The sequence below is a fragment of the Brevundimonas sp. genome, from assembly GCF_046295075.1.
GTDB lineage: Bacteria > Pseudomonadota > Alphaproteobacteria > Caulobacterales > Caulobacteraceae > Brevundimonas.
In genome coordinates, this window is the sequence record NZ_JBKBOC010000009.1 from 40723 (window position 1) to 58881 (window position 18159).

Here is an 18159-nt window from a genome sequence, read left to right on the forward strand (position 1 = left end):
GGGTTCCAAACCTACGAAAACAGGATCGACGACAGCCGGCGCCGCCCGTCCTTGGCCACGTCGGAACTGACGCCCGCCGCTTCGAAGATGACCAGCAGCTGCTTGCGCGCCGCCTGTTCGTTCCACTCGCGGTCGGCCTTGATGATGTGCAGCAGATTGTCGACCGCGCCCTGGAAATCACCGGCCGCGCTCTGGGCCTCGGCCAGGTCAAACCGGGCCTGGTGATCGTTCGGATCGGCCGCGACCTTGGCCTCCAGTTCGGTTGCAGCGCCGCTCGGGGCCTTCGCGGCCAGGGCCAGCTGCGCCCGCACGCTTTGAACCGACGGTTCCTTGGAGTCCTGCGGCGCCATGGCGATGGTCTGCAGCGCCTGTTCGTGATCGCCGCCCGCCAGATAGACCCGCGCCATGCCGGCGATGGCCTTTTCGTTCTCGGGTTCGATCGACAGGACATGGGCGAAGGCTTGGGCCGCGCCGCCGAAGTCGTTCAGGCCCAGCGATTCCTCGCCCAGCTCCAGCAGTTGCGCCGTCTCGGTCGATCCACCCTGGCCGCCGGTCAGCTTGTCGATAAAGGCCTTGATCTGGCTGTCGGGGATCGCGCCCTGAAAACCGTCCACCGGCTGGCCGTCGACGAAGGCGTAGACGGTGGGGATCGACTGCACCCGCAGCTGGCCCGCATAGGCCGGATTGGCGTCCACATCGATCTTGACCATCTTCACCGCCCCCTTGGCGGCGCGCACATTCTTCTCCAGCGCCGGGCCCAGGGTCCGGCACGGTCCGCACCAAGTCGCCCAGAAGTCGACGATGACCGGCTGATGCTTCGACGCCTCGATGACGTCGGTCATGAAGGAGGCGTCGGTGCCTTCCTTGATCAGGTCGTCGCCAGAGTGGCCGGGGGTCAGGGTCGGATCGAGCAGTGTCATGGGCGAAGTCCGTGCAGGGTCGGTCAGGTTCAACGGTTCAGATGGCGTCGGGATGCGTCGGCATCAAGCGGCGATAAGGTCGCGCCGAGATTTCAGACTCGGGCCGCGAAAAACAGAGTCCAATTCGTCTGAATCGTCTGAAATCACCGCCCGCTCCCCTGCTGATCGGTCCTGAGCAGCGAGATGGGGCCTCGGTCGCGGTGTTCAAGCAGTCGGCGGCGCCAAGAGAATGTGGCGGCCTTGCATCCGTTCGGCCCGCCCGACGCCTCTTATGCTCTGAGCCTGAGTTCAGGATCGTTTCGAGTGAGAAGCCATGATCATCATCGCAGCGATCCTTGCGGCATTCCTGGCGGGCGGGCCTGAGTCTCCCCCGACCCCCGCCGTCGAGGTAGAGCGGGCAGACGAGGCCTTCTGGGCCGCCTATAATAACTGCGACCGGGATCGGATGGCGGACGCCTTCACTGAGGACGCGGAATTCTATCATGACATCACCGGCCTGACGCGCGGGCGCGACGCCATCGTCGCTTCGCTGATGGCCGGGCCGTGCGGGACGGCGGGCCAACATCTGCGCCGCGAAGTCGTCCAGGGCACGGTCAAGGCCTTCCCTCTGGCGGACCGCAACATCTTCCTCGTCGGCGACCATCAGTTTTACGTCCATCAGGACGGCAAGGCCGAGCATGTCAGCGCCCGCGCCCGGTTCGCCGATGTCTGGCGTCGCGAAGATGGGCGATGGCGGATGGCCCGGGTGGTCAGCTACGACCACGGCCCGCCGCCCTATGCGCCGCCGCCCGTCGATGCGGCGTTCGATGCTGCGCGCCTGCCTCAATACGCCGGTCGGTATCGGTCGCAGGACTTCGGCGACATGACCTTGTCGGTCGAGGGACGGGGTTTGCGGATGCTGTCCGGCGATCTGTCGCTGGTCCTCTTTCCGGTCAGCGAGGCGCGCTTCGCCGCGACGGACCGGGATCTTCAGTTCGCCTTCAAGGGCGACGAGGTGACGATTTTCGACAGCGGCCAGGCGGTGACGACGGCGCTAAGGCAACGCTAGGAATGTCGGAAGCCTCAGTTCAGGGCTTCGAAATCCACCACCACCGGCTCTCGCCCCAGCAATTCCAGCACCCGCCGGAACGCCGTCTGATCCAGCGCCGTCGTCGCCGTATTGCTCAGGGGGTGGAAGTTGACGATGTCCGCCTCCCACAGGCGGCGATCCAGGACGAAGGTCACGCGGTGGTCCGTGTCGTTGATCAGGCCCAGGGCCGTGACCGAGCCGGGGCGGACGCCCAGGGTGTCGTACATCAGGGTCTCGTTTCCGAACGACAGGCGGCCCGAGCCCATGGCGGCGGCGGCGCGCTTCAGGTCGATGATCGTGTCCTGGCGGGCCGAGATCAGCCAGAGGCGGCCTTTGTGATCCTTCAGGAACAGGTTCTTGGTGTGGGCGCCGGGCAGGTCGGCCTTGAGGTCCAGCCCCTCCTCGACGCGGAAGACGGCGGGGTGGTCGTGGGTGACGTGATCCACGCCGTTCGCGGTCAGCCAGACGGTCAATGTCTCGCGGTCGAAAGGGGGTTCGTCAGTCATGGTTGAGCCGTCGGGTTTCGGGCGTTAGGAAATGATCATGGTCGATACCGTCAAGACACGCCCGCTGGAACTGGAATGCTATCCGATGACGGCCCGGCCGCCGGATCTGATCCCCGGCCGCCAGTCGCGCAACTGGATGGACGCCTTCATCAGCCGCCATCCCTATCGGTGCCTGCCGCTGAACATGGCCAACACCACGGGGTGGGAGATCCTGTGCCCGTTCGGCTTCTCGGCCGAGTGGAACGGCGGGCCGCGCCAGGAAGACATCGTCATCACGCCGGACCGGCCCCAGCACGACCTGGACCATTTCGTCACCTCGCACTTCTCGCGCGGCGTCCTGACCATGCATCCGCAATATCTGTTCCGCACGCCGCCGGGCTGGGGGATGATGTGCTCGGGGTCGCCCAACCATGTGAAGGACGGGATCCAGCCGCTGGTCGGCCTGATCGAGACCGATTGGCTGCCCTTCCCCTTCACGATGAACTGGATCTTCACCCGGCCGGGCCGGATCACCTTCGAAAAGGGCGAGCCCTTCTGCTTCATCAATCTGATCGAGCACAAGAAGGTCGAGCAGTTCCAGCCGATCATCCGCACCCTGGACTCCAATCCGGTGATGAAGGGGCAGTTCGAGGCCTGGAACCGCGCCCGCACCGACTTCAACCAGCGGCTTGCCGGCGGCGATCCCGACGCGGCCAAGGAGGCGTGGCAGCGCTACTATTTCAAGGGCGAGGTGCCCGAGGCCCTGGGCACGGCGCCGGCCACCCACTCCAACAAGCGCCGGCTGAAGTCGCCGCGCGTGGGTTAAAAGAAAAAGCCCCTTTCCACGCCGTGGAGAGGGGCTTTTGTCTTACGCCGCCGGTCGCGTAACCTGCGGGCCCAGGTTCTGGATCACCTCGCGGGCGTCGAAGGCGTTGGGGTCGCCGGCCGGCTTGGGTCCGCGGCCCAGCACGATCTCGGCGTTGGCCTCGAAGCGATCGACCTGACGCACGTCGAAGTCGTTGGCGCCCCAAGGACCATAACGATCCCACGGGCTCCAGAAGCCGCCGCGATAGTAGCGCCACGACGGACCCCAGTAGGGGCTGTAGAAGCGGTTGTAGCCCGAGTAGAACGGGTCAGGCGTGCCGACGAAGCGGGTGTCGCGGTCGGTGGCGCGGTTGACGGTCGAGAACCAGTCATAACCGCTCTCGACCGTCAGTTCGGCCGAGCGCAGCAACAGCGATTGCTCGACCTGCTCGCGAGAGGTCAGCGAGTTGCCCGAGAAGCTGACGCGGAACCGGTCGTTTTCCAGACGCTGCTCGGCATAGCCGCCGCGCTGGCCGTTGAAGCCTGCGGGCTGATACGGGGTGGCGGTGGCGCAGGCCGCCAGCGCGAGGCCGGCGGCGACCGTCATCGCCAGGGTCTTCATTGGAAGGGCTTTCATGACATCAAACTCCTTGATCGCCCATTCGGGCGCGCTGACGGCTGAACGGAGCATGAATGGCGGCGTTCCCCCTCAATCTAGGACGAAGCGCGGTCGCGTCTAGATGCGCAGGGCGATCAGGACCGAAGCGGTCAGCAAAAGGGCGCCGACGAAGATGCCGAAGCCGCGCTTGAACCGGGGCTGCTGCATGCGACGCGACAGGGCCGCGCCAGACAGGGCGTAGGCGCTCATCGACATCATATCCATGCCGATCACCGCGACGGCGAACAGGGCCAGCTGCGGCGCGACCGGCCGGTTCACGTCTACGAACGGCGGCAGGACGGCGGTGAAGAACAGGATGGCCTTGGGGTTGGCGATCTGGACGGCGAACCCGTCGATCAGGGCGCTGCGCCCCTTCTTGACGACGACGTGGTCAGGCTGGGCGGCGGTTGCGAAGGCGCCGCGCAGGGCCTTGATCCCCAGCCAGGCCACATAGACGGCGCCCAGGATGGCGATCACCTTGAAGGCGGCGGGAAAGGCCTTGACCAGGGCGCCCAGACCTAGGGCCGCCGCGCCGAACCACACCAGGGTCGCCGCATTCATGCCGACCACCCCGACCAGGGCCGAGGCGCGACCCTTCTCGACGCCGGTCGCCACCGCGAACAGATTGGCCGGGCCCGGCGTGATCGCCATCACCGCCATCACGCCGAGGAAGGTGGAATAGAGGTGCGGATCGACGGGCAGGGCGGACATGCGGCGCGATGTCGCTGCTTAGGTCGGCGCGGTCAAGCGTCTGTGTCTCCTCCTCACAAGAGGGAGAGGAGACGATGGATTACGCCGTCGGACGCACGGGGGGTGCGGGCGGCTCCGGCGCTTCGGGAACCTCGGCCGCCATGTCGTCCTCGACGACGGCGTCGGCGGCCTGGTCCAGGGCGTATTGGGCGACCAGGCTGTAGGTTTCCATCTGCTCGGGGGTCGGATTGGTCCAGGCGCTGTTCTCAGCGATGCCGTTGGCGGTGACGACGCCCTTATGTACGCCCTCCTCGATCGCCTGTTTGACCTCGGGACTGTTCAGGGCGTCGGCGACCAGGGCGTCGACGTCGATGTCCTTCAGCGCCTGGGCGGCGATCTCGGATGCGTGTTTGGTCGCCTCGGCGGTGAAGGCGGCCACGTCGGGCGCATATTCGGCCCACAGGGCGGCGACGCGCTGGCCGCGCACGCTCTCGCTCAGACTTTTGTCCTCGGAGATGGCCTCGGCGCGTTCGCCGAACGCTTCCATGCGCGCCTCAAAGGCGGAGGCGGCGGTTTCCAACCGGACTTCGGCGGATTCGGGGGCGGGCGTCCCGTCCTGGGCCAGGGCGGAGGACAGGGGCAGGAGCGCCAGGGCGGCGGTCAGGCTGAGCAGACGGATCATGGGAGGGCTCCCGTTGAATGACCCGTGCAAACTCGACCCTGCGCCGCCCCGTCTCAAGTGAAATCGCGGTAAGGCGCGGCTTACTGAGGTTGGGCGGGTGTGGCGACGGCCGGCGCGGCGGCGGCCTGTTCTATCTGGGTGCGCGCCTGCATCGGGATGCCTTTGATCTGTTGGGCGACGACGGCCATCTGTTCAGCTGGCGCACCTTGGCTGACGGCAAAGGTCTGAAACTCATCGGCAAAGGTGTCGACTTCAGGCTGATAACGGGTCTGGAGGGCGTCGAGATCGGTCTTGGCCTTAGACTTGTCCGTCTGGGCGGCTGCGGCCCGCATTTCGGTGGCCATAGTCTCCATTTTTTCACTGAAAGCGTCGCTCTTGGCTTCGAAGGCGGCCTCTTCCGGGCTGTCCGCTTCTTCAGCCGGCGCGGGGGCTGCGGCAGGGGCGGGTGCGGCCTGGGGCGCGGCGGCCTGACCGGCGGCGAAGGCCGGGGTGGTCAGGGCCAGGGCGGCGACGGCCGCGACGGAAGACAGAAGACGCATGGGAAACTCCGAAACAGGCCGCTTCGCGACCAGAGATAAGGCTCAAGTATCCGCCTCGGGCGGCACACTCCTACACCCGGATCAGATTTCAAAGACCCGATAGGGCGTGTCGCCCAATGTCTTCAGCACGGGCAGGGCGACATTATAGACCGGCACCCCCTTGTTGGTGCGCCCCTCCGGCCCGCCGCGATGGGCGTGCCCATGCACGACCAGGCTGACATTGTCGTAGCGATCGATGGTCTCGGCTAAACGCGACGAGCCCAGGAAGGCGTGGATCTCGGGCGGTTCGCCCATCACCGTCTCGACCACGGGCGCATAGTGCAAGAGCACCACCGAGCGCTCGGTGCGCAGCATGCGGATCGAGTTCTCGATCAGATTGGCGTCCTCGACCGCCTCCTGGACGAACCGCTTGACCGAGGCCTCGCCGAACGAGCTGAGCATGTAGCGGCCGAAGCCCCCGACGAACCCCTTGCCGCCCGCGAAGCCGACGCCGTCGATCTCATAGGCCTCGCCGGTCAGCATCCTGACCCCGGCGTCGGTCAGCATCCTGGTCACATGCTCGGGCTGGCCGCATTCATGCTCATGATTGCCCAGGACGCCGACCATCGGAATCTTGCACAGCTTCAGGTCTTCCAGCAGCCGCTCGACCTCGGGCGTCTTGCCGTAGTTGGTCAGGTCGCCGCACAGGCACAGCACGTCCGCATCGTCCGATACCCGTTCGAACAGGTCACGATAGTTGTGCTCGGTGGCCTCGCCCACATGCAGGTCGCCGACGGCGGCGACGCGCATCTTCCTGGCGGGGCCGGGCTCCAGGCCGGGCTGGGTGGTCTGCGGGTCCGGGATGGCGTCGGTCATTCTGGCCTCCTTTAGTGGCCCAGGTTGACGGGGTCGTGGCGTTCCTCCAGCCCCTTGCCGACCACGTCGCCAAAGCCCCATTCGGCGACGTCGGCGACATAGTCGCGCGGGCTGAACAGACGGCCGCGACAGACCTTCACGCGCGGCGCCGGCAGGTCGATCTGGGCCGTCAGCCGCTCGACCAACTCCTCCATCAGCCAGCGCGGAATCCGGTCGCGCTCGGTCGGATAGGCGAAACGGAAGTTCAGCAGATGCGCCGCCAGCACCTCCCAATAGAGGTCCATCTGGTCCAGCAGGCTCTTCCAGTCGATGGCGTCGGACTGTTTCAGGATGACGTGGTTCACGTCGGCGCCGTCGTAGCGATAGCGGTCCTGGATGAAGACCTTGGACAGGATCAGGGCCGTCGGCGGGGTGATCTGGACCTGATGGCCATAGACGGTGATCCGGTCCTCGCTGAACCAGCTGTCGGACACGGCGATGGTGCCGTTGGACATGGCGAAGATGACGTCGAAGAAGTGTTTCTCGTCCTTCCAGACCTTGGCGATCCAGCGCTCGTCCTCGACGTCGGTGCGGTAGCCGTGCTTCTGGAAGAAGGCTAGGATGCGGGGATAGTCGCCGGGCTTGCAGAAGACATCCAGGTCCTTGGTCGGACGGCGGATGCCCGTATAGGCCGTGACCGCATAGGTGCCGGACAGCAAGAAAGGGATGCCGCTTTCCTTCAGCAGGCGCAGGCTTTCCTCATAGAAGGCCAGGGCGTCCGCAGGCGGTTCGAACGTCGGTTCGGCGATCACATCTGACATCGGTTCGGGCCCTTCCTGCGAGGGCAGGGAAACGGCGACGCTGAACGGCGGTTCCGCATTACTACCTAGTCCGACCGCTACGGGATCCTTAACTCCTGCATGTCACTGTTCCGTCATGGGATTGAAGTGGGTGAACGCAGAAGGCGGGCGCTGGCGGTTCTTCCGCCATGAAGCCGGCAGGGCGGCAGGACCGCCCCCTTACGCCTATGTCGCGCTGTTCGTCCTGTGCCTGGCGGTGGGTCAGTGGAGCATGAACACCTTCGGCGCCACCGTCCTGTGGCCCGCCAACGCCGTGCTTCTGGCCGCCGTCCTTCAACTTCATCGCCGCCCGGCTGTCGCCGTGATGGCCGCCTGCGCCGTCATCAATCTGATCGGCAACATCGTGCGGGGCGGCCCCGTCTTGATGATGTTCACCAATGTCGCCCTGAACATGACCCAGGTGGTCGTCGCCGTCCTTTTGGCGCGTCGCTTCTGCGGCGCCGCGCTGGATATGCGCCGGCCCTGGCGCCTGTTCCGCTTCGCCGTCTGCGCCGCCGCCCCTGCGGTCCTGCTCAGCACCCTGCTGGCGGGCGGAGTCGCTATCCTGCTGAGCTGGAAGGTGCCGGGCACGCTGGGCTTCCGCATGCACCACCTGTTCGACATGGAGATGCTGGCGATGATGATCGTCACGCCGTCCCTGTTGCTGCTGGCCCGCAACCATCGTTTCCGGGACGACGCCCAGGCCACCTTGACCGAGGCCGCCGCCCTGCTGGCGTTGGTCGGGGGCGTCAGCGTGTGGGTCTTCTCCCAGTCCTCGGCGCCGATCATGTTTGCGATCTTCCCGCCCCTTATCCTGCTCGCTTTCCGCCTGTGTCCCCCGACGACGGCGGGCGCGGTGGTGATGGTCGCCGCGATCGGTGGCGTGGCGACGCTCAGCGGTCATGGACCGATCGTCCTGACCCGTCTGACGCACGACCCGGTTCTGGACGCTCTGCCCACGGTCATGCGCCAGATGAACGTCTTTCATCTGTTCCTGCTGTGCGTGGTCGCCACGGCCCTGCCCATCACCACCCTGTCCACCGAGCGCCGTCGTCTGGTGGAGCGGCTGAAGGCGCGCACGCAGGCGGCGCTTTCGGCCCGTCAGCGCGCCGAGGCGGCCTATGCCGTCAAGGGCCGGTTCCTGGCTATGATGAGCCATGAGATGCGCACGCCCCTGACCGGCATCACCGGCTATGCGGATCTGTTGTCGCGTCGTCCCTGCATGGACGAAGAGGGCCTGCGTCAGGTCGACGCCGTCCGGCATTGCGGCGAGACGATGCTGCGTCTGGTCGAGGATCTGCTGGAGGTGTCGCGCGGCGGCGCCGAGGTGACGCCAAAGGCCAACGACGTGCGCCAGATGATCGAGGAAGCGGTCGCCCCTTCGCGCGAATGGGCCGTGATCAAGGGGCTGGATTTCGCCCTCACTATCGCGCCCGAGGCCGAGGGCCAGGTGATGATCGACGCCCGGCGCCTGCGCCAATCCGTGCATCACCTGGTGAACAACGCCGTCAAATTCACCGGGCGCGGCAGCGTGACCGTCGTCGTGGATCGGATCGAGGACGGCCTGTCCATCGTCGTGTCCGACACCGGTTGCGGCATGGACGAACAGACCCGCGCAGGCGTCTTCGGCCTGTTCGAACAGGGGGATGCCACCACCAGCCGGGCGCACGAAGGCGCCGGCGTGGGCTTGGCCCTGGCCAAGAACCACATCGTCTGTCTGGGCGGCGCCGTCGTGGTCGAAAGCACCCAATGGGGCGGTTCGACTTTCACTCTGACGGTCCCCGCTGCGGTGGTCGAAGCCGTCGAGGGGCCGGAATCCGCGCCGCTGCACAGCCGGCGGACGCGCATCCTGATCGTAGACGACCATCCGGCCAATCGCGACCTGCTGCGGATCATGCTCCAGGCCGCCGATTGCGAAACCGCAGAGGCGGCGGACGGCGAACAGGCCTTGGCGGCGCTGGCGGTCCAGCCCTTCGATCTGGTGCTGATGGATGTGCGGATGCCGGTGATGGACGGCATGGCCGCCACCCGCGCCATTCGCGCCCTGGACACCCCCTTGCGCGACGTGCCGGTCCTGGCCGTCACCGCCGAGGCCATGCCCGAGGACGCTGCGCGCTGCATCGCCGCCGGCATGGACGGCCATCTGGCCAAGCCCGTCACCCAAGCCAAACTCTACGCCGCCATCGAGGCCGTGTTCGATGCGGTCGCCGAGCGGGTGGACGCCGCCCAGGCCGCGTGAGGCGCAAGCGTGGCTGGAGGATATGAATTCGTCCCCAGCTCCCTCCCCAGAATCCTGAGGCAAATCTACCAGATATAGCGTCTGTCAGAAAATGTGACGCAACATAGACCAAATTCGACTTGGCGCCGGGGTTCGAGAGTCGCATGGTGAACGCCTCTCCGGAATCGTTTCAGGTCCAGTTCGATGAACGCCATCACCCCGATCATCCTTCCCGAACGCGCCGGTCTGCTGACCCCTTCCGCCGCCTACAAGCCGTTCCGCTATCCGTGGGCGTTCGACATGTGGAAGAAGCAGCAGCAGGTCCACTGGATGCCGGAAGAGGTGCCGCTGGGCGAGGACATCAAGGACTGGGCGTCCACGCTGAACGACGGCGAACGCAACCTGCTGACCCAGATCTTCCGCTTCTTCACCCAGGCGGACATCGAGGTTCAGGACAACTACATGGAGCGCTACGGCCGGGTCTTCAAACCGACCGAGGTGAAGATGATGCTGGCCGCCTTCGGCAATATGGAGACCATCCATATCGCGGCCTACGCCCTGCTGCTCGAAACCATCGGCATGCCCGAGAGCGAGTTCGGGTCCTTCATGGAATATGAGGCCATGCGGGACAAGCACGACTATATGGGCAAGTTCGGCGTCGATTCCGACGCCGACATCTGCCGGACCCTGGCCATGTTCGGCGGTTTCTCGGAAGGCGTTCAGCTGTTCGCGTCGTTCGCCATGCTGATGAACTTCCCGCGTCAGAACAAGATGAAGGGCATGGGCCAGATCGTGTCCTGGTCGGTGCGCGATGAAAGCCTGCACTGCGAGGGCATCATCAAGCTGTACCACGCCTTCAACAAGGAGACGGGCGCCGTCACCAAGACTGTGGCCGACGATATCGTCGACTGCTGCAAGACGGTGGTGAACATGGAGGACAAGTTCATCGACCTGGCCTTCGAGATGGGCTCGGTCCAGGGCATGACGCCTGAGGACATCAAGCAATATATCCGCTTCATCGCCGACTGGCGCCTGCGTCAGCTGAAGCTGCCGGAAGTGTTCGGCGTGAAGGAAAACCCGCTGCCCTGGCTGCAATCGCTGTTGTCGGGCGTCGAACACGCCAACTTCTTCGAGGCGCGCGCCACCGAATATTCCAAGGCGGCGACGCAAGGGGACTGGCACGGGGTCGAAGGCGTCTGGACCGAGTTCGACCGCATGATGGCGCGTCGCGACATGAGCCTGGTCGCGGGCTGACACGTCCTCCCGCATGGGCGTAAGCTCTCCTCGATAAGGGAGAGCGCCATGACCGACGAGATCGTCTTCTACACCAACCCCATGTCTCGCGGACGGATCGTCCGCTGGATGCTGGAGGAGGCAGGCCAGCCGTATCGCACCGTCGTGGTCGATTATGCGGGAATGAAATCGCCCGACTATTTGGCGATCAACCCGATGGGCAAGGTGCCGGCGATCACGCACCGCGGCGTCGTTGTGACCGAGTGCGCCGCCATCTGCGCCTATCTGGCCGACGCCTTCCCTGACGCCGGTCTGGCCCCTGCGACCGACGACCCATTGCGGGGGCTGTACTATCGCTGGATGTTCTTCGCCGCCGGCCCCGTCGAGGCGGCGGTGACGGCCAAGTCGCTCGGCCAACTGCCGCCCGCCGAGAAAGCCGCCATGGTCGGCTATGGTTCGTTCGATCAGGTCGTTGATGGTCTGGAGCATGCGCTGGACAAGAGCCCGTGGCTGCTGGGCGATCGGTTCACCGCCGCCGACGTCTATGTCGGCAGCCAGATCGCCTGGGGGCTGATGTTCAAGAGCCTGCCTGCCCGCCCCGCCTTCCAGGCCTATGCCGAGCGGATTGCGGCGCGTCCGGCGGCCGTCAGTGCGCGAGCGATCGATGACGCCTTGATCGCCGAGGCGAAGGCTGAGGAGGGGTAGCGGCCGGCCTCGGTCATTGCGCCGGCCTGACCCAGGCCGGCCGTGCGGTGCAGGCCTCGCGGAAGCCTGAGCGGCAAAGTCGCACCTGCTCCTGCCAGGCGGCGTAATCGCTGTCGTATTTCGCCTGGCTCGCGCGGGCGCTCTCGGCGGCGGCGCGGGCCCGTTCCTCGCCTTGGCTGACCTCGATCTGATGCCGGGCCAGGGCGGCGTCATAGTCCAGACGGGCCGCCTCGTCGGCCTTTTCGGCCAGGGCGTTCTGGGCCGCGATCTCGTCGTTGAGGGCGCGGGTGGTGCGCAGTTCCTCTTCGGTCTGCTGATCGTCGCTCGCGCGGTGGTAGGCCTCGCCCCGCGCCTTCAGCAGGGCGTCACGGGCGGCGGGGTCAGCCGGATCGGGCAGGGCGCGCTGATCGCGATAGGGATCGGGCGCCGTGGGCGGGGTCGTCTGCGCCTGAACCGGGCTAGCCAGCGCCGCCGCCAGCATCAGGACGGAGAGGGAAGTGCGAACGATCATGGACGTGTCTCCTGAATGCGGGCCGTTGTCGGACCGAGCTTGGCCATAAGCCGCTCCATTGCAAAACGCCGCAGTCATGAAAAGGTGGCGCGTGGCCGAGCTTCACGGCATGGTCTCAACCTCCCCGACCGTTTCCGCATCCGAGAAGACGCATGATCCTCAGCACCTCGTCCGGTGACTTCCCCATTCCCGCCGATGTCGCGCGCCAGTTGCCGAACGTGCCGGCCCTGCCCGATACCGCCGCGCCCAACGCCCGACTTCAGATCGAGGACTTCCGCCACTGGCTGGACGCCTCGCCGGAACACGCCATCGACTACGAGCGGTTGCGACGCTGGCATCTGGTCCAGGACGAGCTGGCGGCCCAGGCCAAGGCCGAGAACCGCCCCTTCGTCGTGTCCGACGACGGACTGGAATAAGGCCTGTCAGTCGGGCAGGCGCAGTTCGAACACCGCGCCTGCGCCGTCCGTCTCGATCAGCCGCAGATCGCCGCCGTTTAGGGCGGCCAGTTCGCGCGAGATGGTCAGGCCCAGGCCTGAGCCGTCCGAGCTCTTGGAGCTGACGAAGGGTTCGAACAGGCGTTCGGCCAGGCGCGGCGGGATGCCGGGGCCGTCGTCGGCGATGCGGACGACGCAGAAGCCGCCCTCGCCGAAGGCGCTGACCGTGATCGCGCCCTTGCCGCGCCGCTGCGGCGGGCGGGCTGGATCGGCCTCGATGGCCTGGCGGGCGTTGCGCATCAGATTGACCAGGATGCGATACAGTTGGTCCGGGTCGGCCCCGACGGCGAAGCGCGGCGGCAGTTGCTTGACCAGGGCCACGCCCTCCGGCTCCAGCCCCGCATCCTCGGCCGCCAGGGTCAGGGCCTTGGTCAGGACGACGCGGGTCTTCTGGGCGGCGGGCTCTTCGCTGCGGCCGTACTCCAGCACATTGCGCGACAGGTTGGCGGCGCGGCTCAGCGCGCGCTCAAGCCGGGGCAGGGCCTTGGCCACCTGGGGGTCGGCCGAGGTCGCCAGCCGCTCGGACGCCATCTGGGCCGAGGTCAGCATGTTGCGCAGGTCGTGATTGATCTTGGCCACCGCCTCGCCCAGCGCCACCAGGCGGGCGCGCGAACGCAGCGAATGGCGCACCTCTTCCTGCATGCGGCTGAGCTCGCGTTCGACCCGGCCGATCTCGTCGTGCCGGTCGGACGGCGCCTCTGCCTCGCTCTCTGGATCGGCGGCGAACCGTTCCATGGATCGGGTGACGCGGCGCAGAGGGCGCAGCACCAGAAGCGCCAGACCGCCATAGAGCAGGGCGCCCGCCGTCAGGGAGACTAACAGCGACACCAGAAGGCTGTTCAGCAAAAAGGCCTTCAGTTCGAGTTTTAGCGGCTGGGCCGGGGTGACGATCTCGATGAAGTCGCCCGAGCGATAGCGCGGCTTGGCCTGGACCCGCAGCGAGCGATCCGGATGGCCGAACAGGGTGCGCCAGGGGTCGGTCAACCGCCCCCAGCTGTCCTGACGCCGCAGGTCGATCAGTTCGGGCGCACGGGGCAGGTTGGGGGCCTGAAGCAGCAGGCGGCGCACCCCCTGTTCGGTCAGGGCCACGGCCTGGACCCCGCCGATCCGCATCAGTTCGGCGGCGGTGTCGTCCTCTACGGCGCTATAAGGCAGGGCCTCGACCCCGACCGAGGCCAGTTCGGCGGCCTGGAGCCGGTCGCGCAGCCAACGCTCGTGGAAGGCCGCCAGGTTCGGTCCCATGATCAGGGCCTCGACCGCCAGGGTGAAGGCGACCGTCAGCAGCAAGAGCCGCGCCGACAGCCCGTCCGGCGCGCGGGGCGTGAGACGTTCGCGCCACAGGGTCGCCTGTTCCGGCGTCAGGTTCAGCCGTGTGGCGATCCGGTCGAACAGGGCGCTCATGCCGGCGCCCCTGCGTTACGTCGTGCGCGGACCATCTGGAACAGCTTGATGCCGATGGGCAGCAGCAGGGACAGGAAGACCACCCCCATCAGCGGCCAGAAGAACTGTTGCAGCAGCATGGGCAGGTCTGGCCGCACGCCGGCGCGCAGCAGGTCGCCCAGTTGCGAGCCGATCCAGGTGTAGATGAAGGTGGACGGCAACAGGCCGATGAAGGTGGCGATCACATAGGGCCGCAACGGCACCGCCATCATCCCCGCCGTGGCGTTGACCAGAACAAAGGGCACGCTGGGGATCACGCGCAGGGTGAACAGGGTGGTGAAGGCGTTGCGGTCGATGCCTTTGGCCAGCCGATCCATGAAACCGGCGTCGGCCTCGAACTTGGCGCGAAGCCAGGCGCCAATCGCGGTGCGGTACACATAATAGATGACGACCGAGCCGATGGTGGCTCCCGTCGCCTGGGCCAGGGCGCCGACATAGGGCCCGAACATCATTCCCCCCAGCAGGGTCAGGAAGACCGGCCCAGGGATGGTCGAGGCGGTAGCCAGGGCATAGACGGCGATGAAGGCGGCCAGCGCCGTCCACCAGTGCGCGCGCGCATAGGCCTGAAGGTTCAGCCCGTGCTCGCGGATCAGGTCCATCGACAGATAGCGGTTCCAGCCCAGGGCGAAGAAGGCGACCACCAGGCCGGCGATGGCCGCGAGCGGCAGCAGCCGCAAGCTCCATTCCTTCGCCGTTCGTTTCGCCATCCGTTCATCGTTCCCGAAATGCCGTCCGAGCGTTGACTCACGCGGACATGCGACTTATACGCCCGCCCTTCCTGCGACGGACGCCTCTTGCCCCGTCGCCCAACCTTTTAACGTCAGGAGCCGACCGTGAAGCGGACCTATCAGCCGTCGCGACTCGTGCGCAAGCGCCGTCACGGCTTCCGCAGCCGGATGGCCACCAAGAACGGCCAGAAGATTGTTGCGCGCCGTCGCGCCAAGGGCCGCAAGCGCCTGACGGCGTAAGCGGCTTTCAGCGTCCGGACCATTTGGACGCATGAGCGACCTTTTACAGATCAAACGTCTGTTGCGGCGGCCCCAGTTTCTGGCGGCCGCCAAAGGCGTTTCCGAGGCGCGCGGCGCCGTGGTGATTCAGCGTCTGGAGCGCGGCGACGGTTCGCCGCACATCGGCCTGGGCTTCACCGCCACGAAAAAGGTCGGCGGCGCGGTGGTTCGCAATCGCGCCAAACGCCGTCTGCGCGAGGCTGCGCGGGCCATGCTGGCCCAGCACGGCGTGCCCGGCAGCGACTATGTCTTCATCGCCCGCATGGGCACGACCGAGCGTGCGTGGGACCGTCTGCTTGACGACGTGAAATCGACGCTTACAAGGCTGGCGACACCGCGACATGATCGGGGGGCAGCCAAGCCCTCGCCCGCCCGCGCCCCATCCGGCCAGGACCGCCAGAATCCATGAAAAACGAGAACACGCGCAACACGATCATCTTCATCGTGTGCTCGGCCCTGATCATGGGGATCTATTATTTCGCCGTGCTGCGTCCGCAGGCCGAGCGTCGTGCGGTGCAGCAGCAGGCCCAGGCCGAGCAGTCGCAGACCGCCGACAACGCTGCGCGCACTGCGCTCAGCCCTCAGGGCCCGACCTTCGTCACCGACCGCAGCCAGGCACTTAGCACCGCCGCGCGGGTGCCGATCCAGTCCGGCACCCTGAAGGGCTCGCTGTCGCTTCAGGGCGGCCGGATCGACGACCTGTTCCTGACCGACTATCGCGAGGTCCAGGACAAGCCGCAGCCGGTCGAGCTGTTCCGCCCGCAGGGGATGCAGAACGCCTATTTCGCCCAGTTCGGCTGGACCGGTCCCAACGTCGCCGGCGGCGTGCCCGGACCCAACACCGTCTGGCGTCTGACGAACGGGTCGTCCTTGACGCCGACCACGCCGATCACCCTGACCTGGGACAACGGCCAGGGTCTGCGCTTCACCCGCGTGATGTCGGTCGATGATCGATATGTCTTCTCGGTTCAGGACACGGTCCAGAACCTGGGGACGCAGGCGATCACCATCGCGCCTTACGGCAGCGTCCAGCGCCAGGGCGTCCCGCCCGCAGCCGGGTCGTCGCACATCGTCCACGAGGGCGCGATCGGCACCTTCGGCAAGCCGGGCGAGTATCGGACCGAGCAGAAGAAGTACAAGGACTGGCTGAAGGAGCCCCGTATCGAGAACGCCTCGACCGGCGGCTGGCTGGGCATCACCGACAAATACTGGCTGGCGGCCCTGCTGCCCCAGCAGGACGAGGCGGTCGAAACCGAGTTCCGCGTGCGCGAACTGAACGGCGCGCAGCAGCTGGAAGCCAATGTGCTGGGCACGACCCGCACCATCCAGCCCGGCGCGACCGCGACCGAGACCCAGCGTCTGTTCGCCGGGGTCAAGCGCGCCGAGGTGCTGAAGTCCTATGAGCAAAGCCTGGGCCTGCCGCGCTTCGTGTATGCGATCGACTGGGGCATGTTCTGGTTCCTGACGCGCCCGATCTTCTGGATTCTGGAGAACGTCTATGGCGTGGTCGGCAGCTTCGGCGTCGCCATTCTGGCCCTGACCGTCATCGTCAAGCTGGTGATGTTCCCGCTGGCTAACAACGCCTACGCCAGCATGTCCAAGATGCGGAACCTCCAGCCCAAGATGGAGGAGATCAAGAAGAAGTTCAAAGACGACCCGCAGAAGCAGCAGCAGGAGACGATGGCCCTGTATCAGAAGGAAAAGATCAATCCGGTCGCGGGTTGCCTTCCTTTGGTGTTGCAGATCCCCGTCTTCTACGCCCTGTACAAGGTGCTGACCGTCACCATCGAAATGCGCCACCAGCCCTTCCTGGGCTTCATCAACGACCTGTCGGCGCGCGATCCGTCGTCGATCTGGAACCTGTTCGGCCTGATCCCGTGGGATCCGTCGATGGCGCCACTGATCGGCGGCCTGCTGGCCGGCCCGCTTCATCTGGGCCTGCTGGCCATCGCCTACGGCCTGACCATGTGGCTGCAGACGGCGATGAACCCGCCGGCGACCGATCCGATCCAGCGTCAAATCTTCCAGTTCATGCCGCTGCTGTTCACCTTCATCATGGCCCCGTTCGCTGCCGGCCTGCTGATCTACTGGGCCTGGTCCAACGTCCTGACCATTCTGCAGCAGTACATCATCATGCACCGCTACAAGGCCGAGAACCCGATCGATACGTTCTTCGCCCGGTTCAAGAAGTCACCGGCGTGATCGACGAAACCGAGTTCACGCCCGAGGAAATCGAGGCCGCGCGGGTTCTGTTCGCGCGGCCCGCGACCTTCATCATGGGCGCGGCCAAGATCGAGCAACTGCCCGAGCCGAACCTGCCCGAGATCGCCTTCGCCGGCCGCTCCAACGTCGGCAAGTCCAGCCTGATCAACGGCCTGGTCGGCATGCACAAGCTGGCCCGCGCCTCCAACGAGCCGGGCCGGACGCGCGAGGTCAACTTCTTCGACCTGGACGGGCGGATGCGTCTGGTCGATCTGCCCGGCTACGGCTGGGCCAAGGCGTCCAAGACCACGGTCAAGAAGTTTCAGGACCTGGGTCGCGACTATCTGCGCGGTCGGGTGACGCTGAAGCGGGTCTATCTGCTGATCGACAGCCGTCACGGTTTAAAGAGCGTGGACAAGGAGGCGCTGGACGCCCTGGACATGGCCGCCGTCAGCTATCAGATCGTCCTGACCAAGGCCGACAAGCTGAAGAAGGGCGAGGGCGAGGTCGTGCAGGAAGCCACGCTGAAGGCCATCTCCAAACGTCCCGCCGCCTTCCCCGTGGTGCTGCTGACCTCGTCGGAAAAGGGCCTGGGCCTGCCCGAACTGCGCGCCGAGATCATGCGCACGACCGGCGCGACGACCGACTGACAATTCGCTCCCGCCACTCTCTGGCGAGCCGCTCACGGCGGCACGGGGCCGATAGAGGGTCGTTTCATCACAACGGACACAGCGATCTCACGACGAACTCCAACGCGCGCGGTCTCGTTGTGTGCGTGGTGAAGCCGTTGTGATCGCCGTGATGAACCCGACCGCATCTCAAGCCCGCT

The 18159-nt window shown here is 66.2% G+C and carries 21 protein-coding genes; 10 read left to right on the forward strand and 11 right to left on the reverse strand.

The features are described from left to right. Nucleotides 1–11 precede the first annotated feature (11 nt). Nucleotides 12–920, reverse strand: coding sequence for a tetratricopeptide repeat protein (locus ACK4MH_RS09135; RefSeq protein ID WP_409717269.1), 909 nt, complete (start codon nucleotides 918–920; stop codon nucleotides 12–14). Nucleotides 921–1233: 313 nt separating this feature from the next. Here ACK4MH_RS09135 and ACK4MH_RS09140 point away from each other — a divergent pair, with 313 nt between their 5' ends. After that, complete coding sequence (locus tag ACK4MH_RS09140) at nucleotides 1234–1968, forward strand: DUF4440 domain-containing protein (protein WP_409717271.1); 735 nt, start codon at nucleotides 1234–1236, stop codon at nucleotides 1966–1968. A gap of 14 nt (nucleotides 1969–1982) precedes the next feature. Here ACK4MH_RS09140 and ACK4MH_RS09145 read toward each other — a convergent pair whose 3' ends face one another. Then, the gene (locus tag ACK4MH_RS09145; RefSeq protein WP_409717273.1) at nucleotides 1983–2495 is read right to left on the reverse strand and encodes a prolyl-tRNA synthetase associated domain-containing protein; all 513 of its coding nucleotides are present in this window, start codon (nucleotides 2493–2495) and stop codon (nucleotides 1983–1985) included. A 37-nt stretch (nucleotides 2496–2532) separates the two neighbouring features. Between ACK4MH_RS09145 and ACK4MH_RS09150 the strand changes: the two genes are divergently transcribed. Next, nucleotides 2533–3300 (forward strand): DUF6065 family protein, encoded by a 768-nt coding sequence (locus ACK4MH_RS09150; RefSeq protein ID WP_409717274.1) that lies wholly within the window; start codon nucleotides 2533–2535, stop codon nucleotides 3298–3300. Between the two features lie 42 nt (nucleotides 3301–3342). Here the strand turns inward: ACK4MH_RS09150 and ACK4MH_RS09155 are convergent, their stop codons facing one another. The 6 genes from ACK4MH_RS09155 to ACK4MH_RS09180 form a co-directional block, all read right to left on the reverse strand. Then, on the reverse strand, nucleotides 3343–3915 hold the full coding sequence (locus ACK4MH_RS09155) for a CC0125/CC1285 family lipoprotein (RefSeq protein ID WP_409717276.1): 573 nt from the start codon (nucleotides 3913–3915) through the stop codon (nucleotides 3343–3345). Between the two features lie 99 nt (nucleotides 3916–4014). Further along, nucleotides 4015–4647 carry a LysE family translocator gene (locus ACK4MH_RS09160; RefSeq protein WP_409717278.1) on the reverse strand — a complete coding sequence of 211 codons (633 nt, stop codon included), beginning with the start codon at nucleotides 4645–4647 and terminating at the stop codon, nucleotides 4015–4017. Between the two features lie 79 nt (nucleotides 4648–4726). After that, nucleotides 4727–5308 (reverse strand): hypothetical protein, encoded by a 582-nt coding sequence (locus ACK4MH_RS09165; RefSeq protein WP_409717280.1) that lies wholly within the window; start codon nucleotides 5306–5308, stop codon nucleotides 4727–4729. Between the two features lie 80 nt (nucleotides 5309–5388). Next, the gene (locus ACK4MH_RS09170) at nucleotides 5389–5847 is read right to left on the reverse strand and encodes a hypothetical protein (protein WP_409717282.1); all 459 of its coding nucleotides are present in this window, start codon (nucleotides 5845–5847) and stop codon (nucleotides 5389–5391) included. 81 nt (nucleotides 5848–5928) lie between these two features. After that, nucleotides 5929–6702, reverse strand: a complete 774-nt coding sequence (locus ACK4MH_RS09175; RefSeq protein WP_409717284.1) for a metallophosphoesterase — start codon at nucleotides 6700–6702, stop codon at nucleotides 5929–5931. An 11-nt stretch (nucleotides 6703–6713) separates the two neighbouring features. Then, the gene (locus ACK4MH_RS09180) at nucleotides 6714–7502 is read right to left on the reverse strand and encodes a nucleotidyltransferase family protein (protein WP_135194406.1); all 789 of its coding nucleotides are present in this window, start codon (nucleotides 7500–7502) and stop codon (nucleotides 6714–6716) included. Between the two features lie 130 nt (nucleotides 7503–7632). On the opposite strand from ACK4MH_RS09180, the gene ACK4MH_RS09185 reads away from it, so the two are divergent. The 3 genes from ACK4MH_RS09185 to ACK4MH_RS09195 all read left to right on the forward strand — a co-directional run bounded on the left by ACK4MH_RS09185 (nucleotide 7633) and on the right by ACK4MH_RS09195 (nucleotide 11676). Further along, nucleotides 7633–9759, forward strand: a complete 2127-nt coding sequence (locus ACK4MH_RS09185; protein WP_409717287.1) for a response regulator — start codon at nucleotides 7633–7635, stop codon at nucleotides 9757–9759. Nucleotides 9760–9942: 183 nt separating this feature from the next. Continuing rightward, on the forward strand, nucleotides 9943–10992 hold the full coding sequence (locus ACK4MH_RS09190; protein ID WP_135194408.1) for a ribonucleotide-diphosphate reductase subunit beta: 1050 nt from the start codon (nucleotides 9943–9945) through the stop codon (nucleotides 10990–10992). 48 nt (nucleotides 10993–11040) lie between these two features. Then, nucleotides 11041–11676 carry a glutathione S-transferase family protein gene (locus ACK4MH_RS09195; protein ID WP_409717289.1) on the forward strand — a complete coding sequence of 212 codons (636 nt, stop codon included), beginning with the start codon at nucleotides 11041–11043 and terminating at the stop codon, nucleotides 11674–11676. 13 nt (nucleotides 11677–11689) lie between these two features. Here ACK4MH_RS09195 and ACK4MH_RS09200 read toward each other — a convergent pair whose 3' ends face one another. Continuing rightward, nucleotides 11690–12187 (reverse strand): hypothetical protein, encoded by a 498-nt coding sequence (locus ACK4MH_RS09200; protein ID WP_409717291.1) that lies wholly within the window; start codon nucleotides 12185–12187, stop codon nucleotides 11690–11692. 152 nt (nucleotides 12188–12339) lie between these two features. Between ACK4MH_RS09200 and ACK4MH_RS09205 the strand changes: the two genes are divergently transcribed. Further along, nucleotides 12340–12603 carry a hypothetical protein gene (locus ACK4MH_RS09205; RefSeq protein WP_135194411.1) on the forward strand — a complete coding sequence of 88 codons (264 nt, stop codon included), beginning with the start codon at nucleotides 12340–12342 and terminating at the stop codon, nucleotides 12601–12603. A 6-nt stretch (nucleotides 12604–12609) separates the two neighbouring features. Here the strand turns inward: ACK4MH_RS09205 and ACK4MH_RS09210 are convergent, their stop codons facing one another. Both ACK4MH_RS09210 and ACK4MH_RS09215 read right to left on the reverse strand, forming a co-directional pair. After that, the gene (locus ACK4MH_RS09210; RefSeq protein WP_409717293.1) at nucleotides 12610–14082 is read right to left on the reverse strand and encodes a sensor histidine kinase; all 1473 of its coding nucleotides are present in this window, start codon (nucleotides 14080–14082) and stop codon (nucleotides 12610–12612) included. After that, nucleotides 14079–14828 carry a TVP38/TMEM64 family protein gene (locus ACK4MH_RS09215; protein WP_409717295.1) on the reverse strand — a complete coding sequence of 250 codons (750 nt, stop codon included), beginning with the start codon at nucleotides 14826–14828 and terminating at the stop codon, nucleotides 14079–14081. Before ACK4MH_RS09215 ends, ACK4MH_RS09210 begins: the two co-directional genes overlap by 4 nt. Nucleotides 14829–14954: 126 nt before the next feature. On the opposite strand from ACK4MH_RS09215, the gene rpmH reads away from it, so the two are divergent. From rpmH to yihA, 4 genes are read left to right on the forward strand one after another with little or no spacing between them, the layout of a single operon-like run. Then, nucleotides 14955–15089, forward strand: coding sequence for a 50S ribosomal protein L34 (rpmH, locus tag ACK4MH_RS09220; RefSeq protein WP_003164000.1), 135 nt, complete (start codon nucleotides 14955–14957; stop codon nucleotides 15087–15089). A 31-nt stretch (nucleotides 15090–15120) separates the two neighbouring features. After that, nucleotides 15121–15537, forward strand: a complete 417-nt coding sequence (rnpA, locus tag ACK4MH_RS09225) for a ribonuclease P protein component (RefSeq protein WP_159847677.1) — start codon at nucleotides 15121–15123, stop codon at nucleotides 15535–15537. After that, nucleotides 15534–17330 (forward strand): membrane protein insertase YidC, encoded by a 1797-nt coding sequence (gene yidC, locus ACK4MH_RS09230; RefSeq protein WP_409717297.1) that lies wholly within the window; start codon nucleotides 15534–15536, stop codon nucleotides 17328–17330. The genes rnpA and yidC overlap by 4 nt, the downstream gene beginning before the upstream one ends. Next, nucleotides 17327–17980: a ribosome biogenesis GTP-binding protein YihA/YsxC gene (yihA, locus tag ACK4MH_RS09235; protein WP_409717299.1), complete on the forward strand. Its 654-nt coding sequence runs from the start codon at nucleotides 17327–17329 to the stop codon at nucleotides 17978–17980. Before yidC ends, yihA begins: the two co-directional genes overlap by 4 nt. Nucleotides 17981–18159: the final 179 nt, after the last annotated feature.